Annotated in this window: 12 protein-coding genes; 11 read left to right on the top strand and 1 reads right to left on the bottom strand. The window is 39.4% G+C overall.

Going from position 1 to position 14,886, the window contains the following annotated elements:
* The first annotated feature begins 285 nt into the window (after positions 1 to 285).
* The 11 genes from I3259_RS02495 (at position 286) to I3259_RS02545 (ending at position 14,113) form a co-directional block, all read left to right on the top strand.
* Entirely contained in the window at positions 286 to 1,539 is a 1,254-nt protein-coding gene (locus tag I3259_RS02495) for an imelysin family protein (RefSeq protein ID WP_238028178.1), read from the top strand.
* A 95-nt stretch (positions 1,540 to 1,634) separates the two neighbouring features.
* Positions 1,635 to 3,071 (top strand): di-heme oxidoredictase family protein, encoded by a 1,437-nt coding sequence (locus I3259_RS02500; RefSeq protein WP_238028179.1) that lies wholly within the window; start codon positions 1,635 to 1,637, stop codon positions 3,069 to 3,071.
* A gap of 15 nt (positions 3,072 to 3,086) precedes the next feature.
* A complete protein-coding gene (locus I3259_RS02505) occupies positions 3,087 to 4,184 on the top strand; it encodes an imelysin family protein (protein WP_238028180.1) in 1,098 nt (365 codons plus the stop codon).
* Positions 4,165 to 5,286, top strand: coding sequence for a DUF1513 domain-containing protein (locus I3259_RS02510; RefSeq protein ID WP_238028181.1), 1,122 nt, complete (start codon positions 4,165 to 4,167; stop codon positions 5,284 to 5,286). The genes I3259_RS02505 and I3259_RS02510 overlap by 20 nt, the downstream gene beginning before the upstream one ends.
* A 213-nt stretch (positions 5,287 to 5,499) precedes the next feature.
* Positions 5,500 to 7,233 carry a L,D-transpeptidase family protein gene (locus tag I3259_RS02515; RefSeq protein WP_238028182.1) on the top strand — a complete coding sequence of 578 codons (1,734 nt, stop codon included), beginning with the start codon at positions 5,500 to 5,502 and terminating at the stop codon, positions 7,231 to 7,233.
* Between the two features lie 169 nt (positions 7,234 to 7,402).
* Positions 7,403 to 7,951: a YcbK family protein gene (locus I3259_RS02520; protein ID WP_238028282.1), complete on the top strand. Its 549-nt coding sequence runs from the start codon at positions 7,403 to 7,405 to the stop codon at positions 7,949 to 7,951.
* A gap of 86 nt (positions 7,952 to 8,037) precedes the next feature.
* On the top strand, positions 8,038 to 8,691 hold the full coding sequence (locus I3259_RS02525) for an MBL fold metallo-hydrolase (RefSeq protein ID WP_238028183.1): 654 nt from the start codon (positions 8,038 to 8,040) through the stop codon (positions 8,689 to 8,691).
* A gap of 353 nt (positions 8,692 to 9,044) precedes the next feature.
* Complete coding sequence (gene uhpT, locus I3259_RS02530) at positions 9,045 to 10,439, top strand: hexose-6-phosphate:phosphate antiporter (protein ID WP_238028184.1); 1,395 nt, start codon at positions 9,045 to 9,047, stop codon at positions 10,437 to 10,439.
* A gap of 171 nt (positions 10,440 to 10,610) precedes the next feature.
* Positions 10,611 to 11,219, top strand: a complete 609-nt coding sequence (gene uhpA, locus I3259_RS02535; protein ID WP_238028185.1) for a transcriptional regulator UhpA — start codon at positions 10,611 to 10,613, stop codon at positions 11,217 to 11,219.
* A complete protein-coding gene (gene uhpB / locus I3259_RS02540; protein ID WP_238028186.1) occupies positions 11,219 to 12,790 on the top strand; it encodes a signal transduction histidine-protein kinase/phosphatase UhpB in 1,572 nt (523 codons plus the stop codon). Before uhpA ends, uhpB begins: the two co-directional genes overlap by 1 nt.
* 30 nt (positions 12,791 to 12,820) lie before the next feature.
* Complete coding sequence (locus I3259_RS02545; protein WP_238028187.1) at positions 12,821 to 14,113, top strand: MFS transporter; 1,293 nt, start codon at positions 12,821 to 12,823, stop codon at positions 14,111 to 14,113.
* Here I3259_RS02545 and I3259_RS02550 read toward each other — a convergent pair.
* On the bottom strand, positions 14,100 to 14,771 hold the full coding sequence (locus I3259_RS02550; RefSeq protein WP_238028188.1) for a DUF2982 domain-containing protein: 672 nt from the start codon (positions 14,769 to 14,771) through the stop codon (positions 14,100 to 14,102). The two genes, I3259_RS02545 and I3259_RS02550, sit on opposite strands and share 14 nt — an antisense overlap.
* Positions 14,772 to 14,886 lie beyond the last annotated feature (115 nt).

The raw sequence follows: 14,886 nt of genomic DNA on the forward strand, positions 1-14,886 counted from the left end.
AAATTACGTATTGCGATTTATCACTGCTGTAATAAATCTCAGGGGCGCAATATGTATGATTACGTTTGCTATGGCAAAGATTATACGTGAATTATGTCGAGATAATCGTTATATCTGTTCGAGTTATGGTTTTTTTTAAAATCAAATGCAAATTATTATCATTAAATGCTGTCGATGTGTTTCAAAATGTTACCAATCTGATATATTATCGAAATAATAACAATTATCACTTAGATTTCGATTCTGGGTTGTATTAAGACATGCTCTAACAAGGAAGACGCTTTAATGAATAAAACATTTACTCACACTTTGATTGCGGCAGCAGTATTCACCTTACCTGTTGTAGCACAAGCGGCAACCAAGCAAGAAGTGGTGACGCATTATGCTGATCTTGCCCATAGTGTTTATAGTGATGCATTAACGACCGCGAAAGATTTAGATAAGGCGATTGCTGCACTTGTTGCTAACCCTTCTGAAAAAACACTTTCAGCAGCACGTACCGCATGGAAAGCTTCTCGTGTTCCTTATCAACAATCTGAAGTATTCCGTTTTGGTAACGGCATTGTTGATGATTGGGAAGGACAATTAAATGCGTGGCCGTTAGATGAAGGTTTAATTGATTACGTAGCGAATGATTACCAACACGAGCTTGGTAACGAAGGTGCAAAAGCGAATATCGTAGCAAGTAAAACTCTAAATGTGGGTAATAAAGAGATTGATGTTACTAAGATCACGCCTGAACTGATTGCCGATTTGAATGAATTAGGCGGTTCTGAAGCAAACGTGGCTTCAGGTTATCACGCCATTGAGTTCCTACTATGGGGACAAGACCTTAACGGTACTAAAAGTGGTGCTGGCGATCGTAAATTTACAGATTTTGTGAAAGGCGAAGCGTGTACGAACGGTAATTGTGATCGTCGTGCGGATTATTTAACGGCCTCTTCTCAATTGTTGATTAATGACCTGCAATGGATGGAAAAGCAGTGGTCAGCAACCGAAGCGAAGAACTACCGTAGTGAACTACTAGCAGAATCAGCAGATAACGGTTTGCGTAAGATGTTATTTGGTATGGGCTCTCTTTCATTAGGTGAGCTTGCTGGTGAGCGTATGAAGGTGGCATTAGAAGCCAATTCAACGGAAGACGAGCACGATTGTTTTTCAGATAACACCCATAACTCGCATTACTACAATGAGCAAGGTATCTATAACGTTTACACCGGTACTTACACCCGTACTAATGGTGAAGTGTTAACAGGTCCAAGTATTAATGACCTAGTGGCAGCTAAAGATAAGAAAGCCGCTGCTGAAATTAAAGCTGAATTTGATAAAGCCCGCGCTCAACTACAAACGCTGGTTGATTCCGCTGAAAAAGATAATCAATACTTTGATCAGCTTATTGCGACTGGCAATAAAGCCGGTCATGCATTGGTAAATAAATCGATTATGGCGTTAGTGCAGCAAACCGCTGAAATTGAAAAAGCGGCAAGTATTATTGGTGTGAGTAACCTAAATCCTGATACAGCAGATCATCAGTTCTAAACGACTTACTGCTCTACAAAAATATAAAGAATAAGTCGCCAGCAGTTAGGGCGACTTTATTCGTATTTTAATAATAAGAATCTATGAGTGTGAGTATGAAGTATTTAGCAACGATGATTATGTCGTTAGGGTTACTGCCGTTTATCGCGTCGGCAGAATCTTCTAACTCGACAAAACAAAAACAAAAGTATACCCAAGAGCAACTGGCAAAAATTAAATCTGGCGGTGATACCACAACGCCAAAAACAGGTGCCAATGCTTTTTCTTTGCCTTCAAGTAACTTGCCAATGTCTAAGCGATTAGATTTCAGTGTGGGTAACAGTTTTTTTCGTAACCCTTGGGTACAAGCGCCTGCAACAACCGATGCCCGTGATGGTTTAGGGCCATTATTTAATACCAACGGCTGCCAGAATTGCCATATTAAAGATGGGCGTGGTCATCCACCTGAAAAAGGCGATACAAATTCTGTGTCTATGCTGGTGCGTTTAAGTATTCCTGCCTTAACAGATACTCAGAAAAAACAGTTGATTCAACGTGGCACAATTTCAGAGCCGACTTACGGCGGTCAATTACAAGATTTCTCATTGCCTGAAGCGAAACCTGAAGGGCAAATATCATTAACTTACAGTGATGTACCTGTGACGTTTGCTGACGGTGAGGTGATAACCCTGCGTAAGCCTAATTTAACTATCACGGATCTCAATTATGGCCCAATGGCGGAAGATGTAATGCTGTCTGCACGTATTGCGCCACCAATGATTGGATTAGGTTTGTTAGAGCATATTCCAGAACGAACCTTAAAAAGCTTTGTTGAAGAGCAAGCGGCAGAAAATAAAGGCGTAAGTGGAAAGTTAAACCAAGTGTGGGATGTACAAGCAAATAAAACTGTCATTGGACGTTTTGGTTGGAAAGCCGGACAACCAACTTTAATGCAACAAAATGCTGCTGCGTTTAATGGTGATTTGGGTTTAACCAGTGCGTTATTTGAGCAAGAAAACTGTAGTGATAAGCAAACTATTTGCCAAGTGTTACCGAATGGCGGAAAACATGAAGTCACAGACAAAGTGCTCAAGTTTGTTGAATTTTATTCGCAACATTTAGCGGTACCTGCACGTCGAAATATTACTGATCCTCAAGTCATGAAAGGTGAAAAGCTGTTTGCTGATATTGGCTGTGAAAGTTGTCACCGTACGAATATTAAAACGGCTAACGTACCTGATCTTCCTGCGTTATCTGAACAAACTATCAACCCTTATACCGATTTATTATTACACGATATGGGTGAAGGGTTAGCAGATAATCGCCCTGAGTTTTTAGCCAATGGGCAAGAATGGCGGACACCACCGTTATGGGGGTTAGGCTATACCGAAGAAGTGAACGGACATACTAACTTTTTACATGATGGGCGTGCACGAACGGTTATGGAAGCAGTGTTATGGCATGGCGGTGAAGCGCAAATAAGCCGCGATAAAGTGTTGCAACTGCCTTTATCTGATCGCCAAGCATTAGTCGCGTTTTTAAATTCACTGTAAAGGAACGGTGTTGTAATGAAGAAGTATGCAAGCCAATCTCAGATTATTCTTAGTGTTTGTACATTGGCGTTAAGTATTATGGCTACTGGTTGTAGTGACGAAAGTACTGACGTTTCACAATCAGAGCCTAAACCAACTTCATCGATTGAAAGTGTAAAAACTATAGAGGCGTTAGGTTTTAATCTTACGCCTGTGTACGAATTATCACTGGATGCCGCAACAAAGTATCAGCAATCGACCCGTTTACTGCATGATAGCGTTAATCATATTTGTACTCAGTATAGTGATGCGTCTGTAAAAGCGGCGCAAGATGCATGGCTATCAACAATGCAAAGTTGGATGGCATTACAAGGTCGTGATAAAGGCAGTGAAGAAGCATTAGCGTTAAGCTGGCAAGTGCAATTTTGGCCTGATAAAAAGAACACCACAGGTAGAAAGCTTAAACAGTTGTTACAGTCAGAGAAAACATTTACTAGCCAAGAGATTGCTGATCAAAGTGTAGTTGTGCAAGGTTTGGGTGCCGCCGAATGGTTTTTATTTCAAGAGCAAAAGCAGTTATCTCAGGCTAATTATTGTCAGTTAGCTGATGCAATAACAGGGAATTTGGTACAAACCGCCACAGATTTAGTCGCAGAATGGAAACATAATCCATGGCAAACATTACCGCCGCCATTAGCCTTGGGTGAATATTTAGGCGCGCTCAATAACCAGCTTGATTACACCCTTAAAAAGCTGACTCGTCCGATGGGGAAACCGGGTAAGCCAAAACCATATCAAGCGGAAGCGTGGCGTTCACAAACATCAATGGTGAGTTTAAAAGCGAGTGTGGAAGCATTACATCAGCTGTATTTAGCGAATGGCAATGGTTTGAATGCTTTATTGATTAAAGAAGGACATGAGATCACCGCGAACCGTATTAATCAGCGTTTTGAATTGTTGTTAGCTGATTGGCCTCAAGAAAAGAGTATGGGAACGTTACTAAAAACAAAAGCTGGATACCGTGAATTAATTAATGTATTCAATGGGTTGGAATATATCCAGTTAGCGTTACACGATGATGTAGCTGCAGAGCTAGGTATTGTGATGGGGTTTAATGCAACCGATGGCGATTAATTTAACGAGGCGTAAATTATTAGGTTATGCGCTTTCATCAGCCAGTACGTTACCGTTTATGTCGTTAATGGGCTGTGATGCTAACGCGCGGTATGGTGTTTCAGCACAATCACACAGTCAGCCAAAATTGATAGGTTGTAGTCGAACCGCTGCGGGTAAATTTGCAGCTGTTGTAGCTGATTTATCAGGAAATCCGCTGTTGAAAATTATGTTACCTGCACGGGGGCATGGTATTGCGTTGCAACGTAACGGCTCATTAACGGCGGTCTTTTCTCGCCGTCCTGGACAATATGTTCAAGTGTTTGATCATAAATCAGGTAAAGAGTGGGGGATACGAGGAGCAGATTCTAATCGTTATTTCTATGGTCACGGTGTTTTTTCTGATGATGGTCAGTATTTGTATACAACTGAAGGAGAGTCGGCAACCAGTCGCGGTATTATTGGGGTTTATGAAGTAAGGCAAGGATTACCCAAAGTGGCTGAGTTTAGCGATTTTGGTATTGGCCCTCATGAAGTGATTTGGGCTGATAATAACACCTTAGCGGTGGGGGTTGGTGGGGTACATACCCTAGGACGAACACCGTTAAATCTTGATTCAATGCAACCTGCATTAGTGTATTTAGATAAAAGCCGAGGTGAGATTGTTGATCAAGCCGAACTTGCTGATAAGCGACTTAGTATTCGCCATCTTAGCTTAATGGATAATGGCGCTATTGCTTGCGGTCAACAGTATCGCGGTGAGCCTGAACATGCCGCACCGCTGGTGGCTACGCATCAACGAGGGCAAGCATTACAATCACTTTTAGCTGAAGATGAAGAATGGCTAAGGTTTAATCATTATATAGCCAGTATTGGTACCATTGATGGTTATTTATTAGCTACGTCACCAAGAGGTAATTGCTACGGTATTTGGGATCAATCAACACGAGAGTTAGTGGAGGTTAAACCTTTAGTTGATGCTTCTGGTGTTGCGATGTTAGATAATCATTGGATAGTCGGCTCGGGAGCAGGGAAAATACTCAGTATTGATACCCATTTTAAAAAGACGTCAAAGCAAAGTGCGATTATGTGGGATAACCATTGGGCATTATCTGCTGTCTAATTACACTAATTTCTATTGTTGTTAAATGATAAACGCTGCTTCTTATTATTAAGAAACAGCGTTGTTTTTTGTAATTTGCGAACGTTAATGCTATTAACATGTTCCGTATGCTTTTTATTCCTATAGATATATTTCACTTTAAGCAAAATGCGTCTACATTTAATGCTCTAAATACTATTATTAGTAATAGCGGAGTAGTGCTTGGGGACTTCTATGACTATTTGTAAGTATTGGTATTTCACCTCTGTATTATGTTTATTTCCTATTAATCTTACAGCTTCTTCTGATTTACCAACTCATTCTGAAAATAAAACGATTGTAATAAAAGATAAGCAAATTATTACATCTGAATTAATGAATACATCGGATGAGGAAATATTTAGCAATAATCATACCGTTAGGCAGCAGTATCAAATAGCGAAAGGCTGGGTAAAAGATATTGCCAATAATGTACAAGGTATTCAGTATATTGATAAGTTGGCAGAATTATATTTGACGATTGGCTATGGTCAAGTTTGGCAAGATCAAATTGCTATGGCTGAATTTGAGGAGCAACTTTATTTATTGTCGTTAACAAGAGTTTCTCCTGATTTAACTCGCCGCTATCATAATTTAAAACGTTATAGAACGAGTAATGATTGGCGCGATTATGATGTGTTAGCAACTGATACATTATTTGCATATATGGGATTTATTGAAGGAATACAAAAAAAAGGTAATTTATGGTTATTTGGTGATATGCCTCCCACTATACTGCCATTACCTTCTGATGGCTTTATAGAAGAATTATTAACAAGCCATGAACAACAACGTTTACGTTACTTTATAGCTCGGTTAAAACCGCTAGATAATGAATATACCGAACTCGTTACTGCGTTAAATAAACTTAATGAGGTAAAAGAGACTCGATGGCCTGTCTTTTTATTTCAAGGCAATATTCGTCCAGGACAGTATGTTAAAAATATTGAGGGTGTTGTGACTGTGCTTGAAACATTAGGTGATATGACGGCATTAGAAGCAAAGAAAGTACGCACTCAAAAAAGAAAACATTTATCAGGCTCTGTTGTGATTGCAGTAAAGCGTTTTCAAGAGCGACATGGTTTAAAAAGTGATGGCGTAATAGGGCCGCAAACCCAGCAATGGCTGGCACTAAATATTAAAGAGCGAATTCGATTATTAGCGTTAAATGCACAACGTATGCGTTTATGGTCGGTGAAACCGAATACTGGTATTGTGGTTAATATCCCCAGTTATTATATGAATTTATGGTTAGAAGGTGAAAGGGTATTGGGGAGTAAGGTGATTGTTGGGCGTCCTTCAAGGCAAACGCCTATGATTGATTCTGATATTCAATCGGTAGTCTTTAACCCTTATTGGAATGTCCCTAATTCTATTATGAAAAAAGATATTATGCCAAAAGTGAGAAGAAACAGAAATTATTTGGCAAATCATAATTATGAAGTAATAAAAGGATGGGATAGCGCACAAAAAATAGCAATTAACTCTATTCCATATCATTTGTTATCACCGAATCGTTTTCCCTATCGTTTAAGACAAAAACCGGGTAAAAGAAATGCATTGGGATTATTTAAATTTAATTTTCCTAATAGCCAAGCCATTTATCTACATGACACCGCATCACGATCTTTATTTAAAAAACATGACCGTGCATTAAGTTCTGGTTGCATTCGGGTTGAACAAGCAAAAAGTTTAGCAAGAGTACTTTTAGAATATTCAGGAAGCAGTGAAAAGCGGTTTAACAATTTATCTAGAAGTAGAAAAACGCGAACAATAGTATTAGGTGATAGTAAAAATGTACCTGTAGATCTAATTTACCAGACAGCATGGGTAGATGATTTGGGGTTAGTGAATTATCGTAGTGATATATATAAGTATGACCGCGATCAAGAAAAAAATAGTTCGTTAATTTCTGCTTACAATTACTGAACTAGATAACTCCATGAAAATAAATAATAGTTTTTTCGTCATTAAAAATATGTGACATGGGTCTTTGACTACCTTATCAGTGATGGATATCGTGCTGAAAAAGCGGTGGTATACGCTTTGCATTATTACAATAAATAGCACTTTTTTATCATGAGTTGGTATGTCAGAAATTAATATTAATCGCCGTAATTTCCTTGCTCTCGGCGGAGCGGTTGTCGGTTCTTGTTTATTACCTAATATAGCAATTGCCAGCCCATTTAAAGCATCTGATCCTCGTAATATGTTGATTCGTAATCTTCATACTGGTGAAGAGTTAGAAACAAAGTATTTTAATGGTAAAACGTATGTTGGCTCTGCGGTAAGAAAAATTGATCATCTATGCCGTGATTTTAGACAAAATGAAGTCGCGCGTATTGATCGTCGTTTATATGATGCAATATCGCAAATTCAGACATATTTAGGCCATGAAGGCTATGCGCAAATTATTTCAGGTTATCGTTCACCAAAAACCAACAAGATGTTGGCAAAACGTAGCGGTGGGGTTGCGAAGAAGAGTTATCATATGAAGGCGCAAGCAATCGATTTTAATCTTGAAGGTGTGCCACTGTCGAAAATTCGCAAAGCGGCAATGGATTTGAAAATTGGTGGTGTAGGTTATTACCCTGGTAGCCAGTTTGTACATATCGATACCGGTCCTGTTCGTAACTGGCGCGGTTAATTAGATGCTATAAATCGTCGCTATATTTTTATAAATAATCATGGCATCCTTTCGGCTTATGTTTATGGCTAGGATGTTAAGCGAGTATGAGTCTTAAGTATCAAATTGTTCCTGTTACACCGTTTCAGCAAAACTGCTCAATTATTTGGTGTGATGAAACAAACCAAGCGGCGATTGTCGATCCTGGTGGTGACATTGAACAATTAACTAAAGTGGTTGAGGATTTAGGGCTAACCGTAACTCAACTTATTTTAACCCATGGTCACCTTGATCACGTTGGAGGTACTGCGCCTTTATCTAAGTCTTTAAATGTACCGGTAATTGGTCCACATAAAGATGATGAGTTTTGGCTGCAAGGGTTACCACGTCAGAGCGAAATGTTTGGTTTTCCGATGACGGAAGCATTTGAGCCAACTCAATGGCTAAACGATGGCGATGAAATTAATGTTGGTAATCAATCGTTGCAAGTACTCCATACACCAGGACATACACCTGGACATGTGATTTTGTTTAGTAACGATGCGAATGTTGCGTTTGTTGGCGATGTATTATTTAAAGGGGGAATTGGTCGAACTGATTTTCCTCGCGGTGATCATCCAACGTTGATCAACGCGATTAAAACTAAGCTATGGCCATTAGGTGATGATGTCACTTTTGTACCTGGTCATGGTCCGCTATCAACATTTGGTCATGAGCGTGCAACAAACCCATTTGTTGCCGATGAAATGCCATTATATTAATACGATTGTTTATTTTATAAAGTGAGGTTTCTACCTCACTTTATTCTATTTGTTGTCTATCTTCAGTTTGCGCTTCGTCACACTTTTACCCCAATCATGCTTAAATTAGGAATTATTCCTAGTTGTTTTAGGTCGACTTCTCATGCCCAAATCATTGGGTATCGATAAAATCCCCAGCAATGATCATCTATCCATTTTTATTGGTTTATCCAACTTTAATCACATGTTTTGAATGATGGTGATCTCTATATTGCACTGTGAATGTTAATGGTAATTACAGTATTTCGACATCGAGTATTGTTCATCAAAACATCCATAGCATCGATTTTTCAGTGACTATCTGAGGATTTCACATGTTAAAACTGCTTACACAGGTAAGAAAACCAACGCTTGATTTGCCTTTAGCTGTACGTAAGAAAATGTGGCTTGCGCCATTCTTACGTTCATACCTTGTTGTGTTTGTTAGCTACATGGTGATGTATTTCATTCGTAAGAATTTCAATATTGCGCAAAATGACCTGATCTCTGATTACGGTATGAGTATGACGCAGTTAGGTACTATTGGTCTTGGTTTTTCAATTACTTACGGTATCGGTAAAACGGCGTTAAACTACTGGTGTGATGGTAAGAACTCGAAGAATATTTTGCCGTTAGGTCTACTGTTGTCTGGCTTGTGTATGCTGGGCTTTGGTTTAGTCATGGGGCCATCAATGGGCTCGTTTTACATGATGATTGGCCTGTATGCACTATCGGGTTTATTCCAAAGTGTGGGTGGCTCTAACTCGTACTCTACTATTTCAAAGTGGACCAGTAAAAAGAACCGCGGTACGTTCCTTGGTATGTGGAATATTTCGCATAACATCGGTGGTGCGGGCGCCGCTGGTGTTGCTCTATTTGGTGCAAACTACTTCTTTGATGGCAATGTGGCGGGGATGTTTATCGTGCCGTCAATTATTGCAATTGTTGTTGCGCTAATTGGTTTTAGCATGGGTAACGATAGTCCTGAATCTTATGGTTTAGGTACCGCAGAAGAGCTATTTGAAGAGCCAATTTCAGAAGAAGATAAAGCAGTTAATGATAACCACATGAGCAAGCTTGAAATCTTCAAAACCTATGTACTGTACAATAAGGTTATTTGGCTACTATGCTTTGCTAACGTATTTCTTTACGTGGTACGTATTGGTATCGACCAATGGTCAACTGTATACGGTTACGAAATACTTGGTTTTGATAAAGAAACGGCTATTTCTGGTTTCACCATGTTCGAAACGGGTGCTTTGATCGGTACATGTTTATGGGGTTTCTTCTCTGACTTAATTAATGGTCGTCGTGGCTTAGTCGCGTGTATTGCGCTTATTGGTGTGATTGCAACATTAGGTTTCTACCAACATGCTGATACAATTTTTGCTTACAGAGCATCATTATTTGCACTTGGTTTCTTAGTCTTTGGCCCACAGCTTCTTATTGGTGTTGCGGCAGTTGGCTTTGTACCTAAACAAGGTATCGCGGTTGCCGATGGTATTAAAGGAACATTTGCTTATCTCATCGGTGATAGCTTTGCGAAATTAGGTTTAGGTATGATCGCTGATGGTACGCCTATTTTCGGTCAAACTGGTTGGGCGGGTACATTTGTCGCGCTTGATACGGCCGCAGTCATTTGTTGTGTGATTATGGCGATTGTTGCTGTTCTTGAAGAACGTAAGATTTACCGTGAAAAGAAAGAAAAACAACAATTAGCTGCTAACTAATTAGCCTGTAACGATTTGAGAAAGCGCTTTGGGTAACCTAAGCGCTTTTTTTATATCTATGCTAAAAGAGAATAAAACGTTAGCAAAGCGCTTGCTCGCTTTAACCCTAAGAGGTAGTTTATGCAGGCTTTTTCGCAATAGATTTTCAGGTTAATAGTAGGTATTCAGGTAATGATTAAAGTAGCTCTAGTTGATGATCACATTATTGTGCGTTCTGGCTTTGCTCAGTTATTAGCATTAGAGCCTGATATGGAGGTTGTTGGACAGTTCAGCTCTGCAGCAGAAGCAAGAGCCGGTTTACCTGGTTTAGATGCTAACGTGTGTATTTTAGATATTTCCATGCCCAATGAGAGTGGTTTATCGTTACTTGAAGATCTGCCATCAGGTATTGCAAGCATTATGCTGAGTGTTCATGACACTGCCACGGTAGTAGAAAAAGCGTTGAGCTTAGGTGCAAAAGGTTTTTTAAGTAAACGTTGTAGTCCTGATGAATTAGTTCAAGCAGTAAGAACAGCAGCGCAAGGTGGTTGCTACCTAACCCCAGATATTGCGATTAATTTAGTATCACCGAATTGTAATAAACAAGCGTTAGATAAATTGACTAAGCGTGAGCATCAGATTAGTGAGTTATTGGCAACGGGTCTTGATGTTAAAGCAGTCGCGGTAAAATTGGGTTTGAGCCATAAAACGGTACATGTTCATCGTGCTAATGCGATGGATAAACTGGGTGTAAAAAATAACGTTGAGCTTGCTAAGTTTTTTAGTGGGGAAGTTATCTAGTGCGTAGCTTTGGCCTAACATCAATTTGTGTTTGGTTATTTGTTTGCTGTAGTTGGTTTTGTTTATGGGGGATTTCGTACTACTTCATAATGGATCCTATTCTCGCGACAGTGTTTTTTCCTTTTGCACTTAGGCTTGGTTTAGCTCTTCATAGCGCGAAGAAATATTGGCTTGCGATTTATAGCGCAGAATGGGGCGGGTTACTGCTATTAGCTTTATCTTTGCCGCAATATAGTTGGCTGGCTTTATTTATTGCCAGTGTGTTATCTATACCTGTTATCCTGCTTGCTCGACGTTATTATAAAGGGGTGCAGTGGCGCTTACTGACTGTTATGGCGATTGCGATAACCACGTTAGCATTGATCAATATGTTGGTCTTGAGTGGGTTACACCTCTTTGATCTTTTTAATACTCGTCGCCTTGGTTTTATTTTTCTTATTAGTATGACTAGCGGTTTAATGTTAGTGCCGAGTTGCTATTTGATTTGGAATTATTTGTTTCAAAAGGCTTGGATACCATTAACCGTTGATGTGGTTTCTCGTCCCGTTGAATTTCGTAGCCAGCATCTGTTTTTTTTCTGCCTATTATTCATAGCCAATATTTTATTGCAGGTGCATTTACCTGAGCAATTGAGCTTGTTTGCGCCGTTTTGTTTGGCTATTCCGATTATTGTATTGGCGTTTCGTTATGGCTGGGAAGGGGCGTTACTCGGTACCTTGCTTAACAGTATTGCTTTAATAGCGGTTCGTAGTGAAGTGAGTTCGATTGAAACAGTAGATTTGTTGTTATCGCTATCAGCACAAAGTATTACGGGGATCTTACTGGGTATTGGGATCCAACATCAGAGAGATTTAAATAAAAAACTGTCGAAACAATTAAAACGTAATTATTCATTATCACGTCAGTTAGTTACGGCTGAAGAGTCGGTAAGACAAAATATCGCCCGAGAATTACATGATGAAATTGGTCAAAATATTACTGCAATACGCACTCAAGCCAGTATTTTAAAACGTGTCGAAACATCACAGGTCGGCGAGTCATGTGCTTCTTCGATAGAGCAATTATCGCTTAATATCTATGACACAACAAAAGGATTATTATCGCAATTACGGCCAAAGACACTGGATGATTTAGGTTTAAAAGCAGCGATTGAACAAGTGATCAGAGATTTAAACTTTGAAGAACAAGATATTGATGTTGCAATGTTTTATCCGAAAGATATTGATGATGTAATATCAGATATGCTGCAAATCACGCTGTTTCGTGTCGTACAAGAAGCGCTAAACAATATCGCAAAATATGCCAAAGCAACAGAAGTGCTGATTACATTGTCAGTTGATAACAATATCACAATGGAAATAGAAGATAACGGCGTAGGTTTTAAAACTAGCGATACATTAAAAGGTTTTGGTTTACGCGGGATGAAAGAGCGAATAGAAGCATTAGGCGGTCAGTGTGTTATTACTAGTCGTACCCAGCCTAAAGCTGAATTACAGATGTACCATGACCATGTATCTTTAGTGGGAACTTACATTCGTGTTGTTTTACCGCTGCTTTCTTCTCACTCATAGATTTATAGCTTTTAGACGATAATAGAAAATATGAATACAGACGTTACTCAAGAAACTGCTCAACGTTATCGTTACTGGCGTATTCACATTATGGTGAGTATGTATATTGGTTACGCGGCTTTTTATTTAACTCGTAAAAACTTCAGCTATGCCATGCCTGCAATCATTACTGATTTGGGTTGGGATAAAGCGGATGTTGGCTTAATGGGCACGTTATTTTATCTTACTTACGGCTGTTCAAAATTTATCTCTGGTATTGTCAGTGATCGTTCTAATCCTCGTTACTTTATGGGAATTGGGCTGATTGCGACGGGGATCATTAATATTCTATTTGGCTTATCTAGTTCCGTTGTCGCGCTAAGCATATTATGGATTTTAAATGCATGGTTTCAGGGTTGGGGGTGGCCTGCCTGCTCTAAGTTATTAACGACATGGTACTCACGTTCAGAGCGTGGTAGATGGTGGTCGATTTGGAATACTGCTCATAATCTGGGTGGGGCAATGATCCCTATTATTGTCGGTTTCACTGTTCTCCATTTTGGTTGGCGATACAGTTTTTATATTCCAGGCATTATAGCGGTGGTTATTGGCTTTTTCCTTTGTTGGCGGTTACGCGATAAACCGGCCTCGATGGGGTTACCGAGTATTGGACACTGGCGTAAAGATTACTTAGAAATCGCTCATGAAAATACTGGTAAAGGATTATCACAAAAGCAGATCTTGTTTCGTTATGTACTGAATAATAAATATATTTGGCTATTAAGTCTTAGCTATATTCTGGTGTATATCGTTCGGACAGCGATTAATGATTGGGGTAACTTATATCTTACCGAACAATACGGTTATAGCTTGATCACAGCGAATAGCGCCTTGTCATTGTTTGAAATTGGCGGATTTTTAGGTTCGCTGGTGGCTGGATGGGGATCAGATAAAATATTTTCAGGTAATCGTGGGCCAATGATCCTATTGTTTTCCATCGGTATCTTTTTATCTGTTGCGGCGTTGTGGTTAATACCCATTGCGAGTTTTGTTCTACAAGCGGTGTGTTTATTTACTATTGGTTTTTTTGTGTTTGGTCCTCAAATGCTAATCGGTATGGCTGCAGCAGAGTGCTCACATAAAGATGCTGTGGGGGCAGCTACTGGATTTGTGGGGCTATTTGCCTATATGGGCGCAGCGCTTGCAGGTTACCCATTAGCACTAATTATGCAGTATTACCATTGGATGGGATTCTTTGTTGTTATCTCTGTAGCGGCTGCTGCAATAGGGTTATTGTTATTACCATTTTTAAAAGCGCAACACGGCGACGCTATTGGTGTATAGCGGCTGCTTTATAACGCCTTAGTAGGCCAATAAAATCATTAATTGGCCGATCTAACGTATCTTCTGATATGAAAAAATCAAAGCCTAGAAATTTACGATTATATTCCATGCGGTGTGCAAGCATTGCTCTTAAGCCTTTAAATATATTGCCATTAGGTGTTTGGTAAGGTTCATCGTCAAATAACACATCTTCTATCGTATGATTTTCAACATTGCTATTTTTAATTGCCATGACTAATAGAATTCGTTGTTCGATGATCATACGAGCGGCTAATCGTGGGCTAATATTTTGAATGAAATCGTCATAATTGTTGAGCTTAATACCAATCCAAGGAAGAGGTTGTTGCCAACCGTGGTGGTTTATTTCAGCTTTACCTAATTGAGAAATGTTATACCAAGGCGTTGACCATCCGCCATAACGACTATGGTATTGGCAATGCATGAAGGTGAGTGTGAACAGGTATTTTGAGTCACAGATCAGACGGATAACAATAACGGCAATGATCCCTACAATGCTTGCTGTAATAAGTGTTGTGGTAAGTGTCAGACTAGGAATGAAAAAAGAGAAAAAACAACCACTGATTGACGCGGTAAAACAAAAAACAAACAGCATAACGTAAGGGGTGATAGGGGCTGACTTTACATGGTAGGTTTCCATTGCTCACTCCAAATTAAATTATCTAGTCATCATACGATATGGAAATGCACAGCGATCGTATTACCTACTAAATGTATTGTACATCAACGGTATGTTCATGATAGATGCCTACATC

This window comes from Photobacterium sp. Ph5, assembly GCF_022129445.1.
Taxonomy (GTDB): domain Bacteria; phylum Pseudomonadota; class Gammaproteobacteria; order Enterobacterales; family Vibrionaceae; genus Photobacterium.

Bases quoted from the DNA above. Each gene is read 5' to 3' on its own strand.
- I3259_RS02515 (WP_238028182.1), top strand. From the start codon at position 5,500: ATGACTATTTGTAAGTATTGGTATTTCACCTCTGTATTATGTTTATTT.
- I3259_RS02545 (WP_238028187.1), top strand. From the start codon at position 12,821: ATGAATACAGACGTTACTCAAGAAACTGCTCAACGTTATCGTTACTGG.
- I3259_RS02525 (WP_238028183.1), top strand. From the start codon at position 8,038: ATGAGTCTTAAGTATCAAATTGTTCCTGTTACACCGTTTCAGCAAAAC.
- uhpA (WP_238028185.1), top strand. From the start codon at position 10,611: ATGATTAAAGTAGCTCTAGTTGATGATCACATTATTGTGCGTTCTGGC.
- I3259_RS02500 (WP_238028179.1), top strand. From the start codon at position 1,635: ATGAAGTATTTAGCAACGATGATTATGTCGTTAGGGTTACTGCCGTTT.
- uhpT (WP_238028184.1), top strand. From the start codon at position 9,045: ATGTTAAAACTGCTTACACAGGTAAGAAAACCAACGCTTGATTTGCCT.
- I3259_RS02505 (WP_238028180.1), top strand. From the start codon at position 3,087: ATGAAGAAGTATGCAAGCCAATCTCAGATTATTCTTAGTGTTTGTACA.
- I3259_RS02550 (WP_238028188.1), bottom strand. From the start codon at position 14,771: ATGGAAACCTACCATGTAAAGTCAGCCCCTATCACCCCTTACGTTATG.
- I3259_RS02510 (WP_238028181.1), top strand. From the start codon at position 4,165: ATGCAACCGATGGCGATTAATTTAACGAGGCGTAAATTATTAGGTTAT.
- I3259_RS02495 (WP_238028178.1), top strand. From the start codon at position 286: ATGAATAAAACATTTACTCACACTTTGATTGCGGCAGCAGTATTCACC.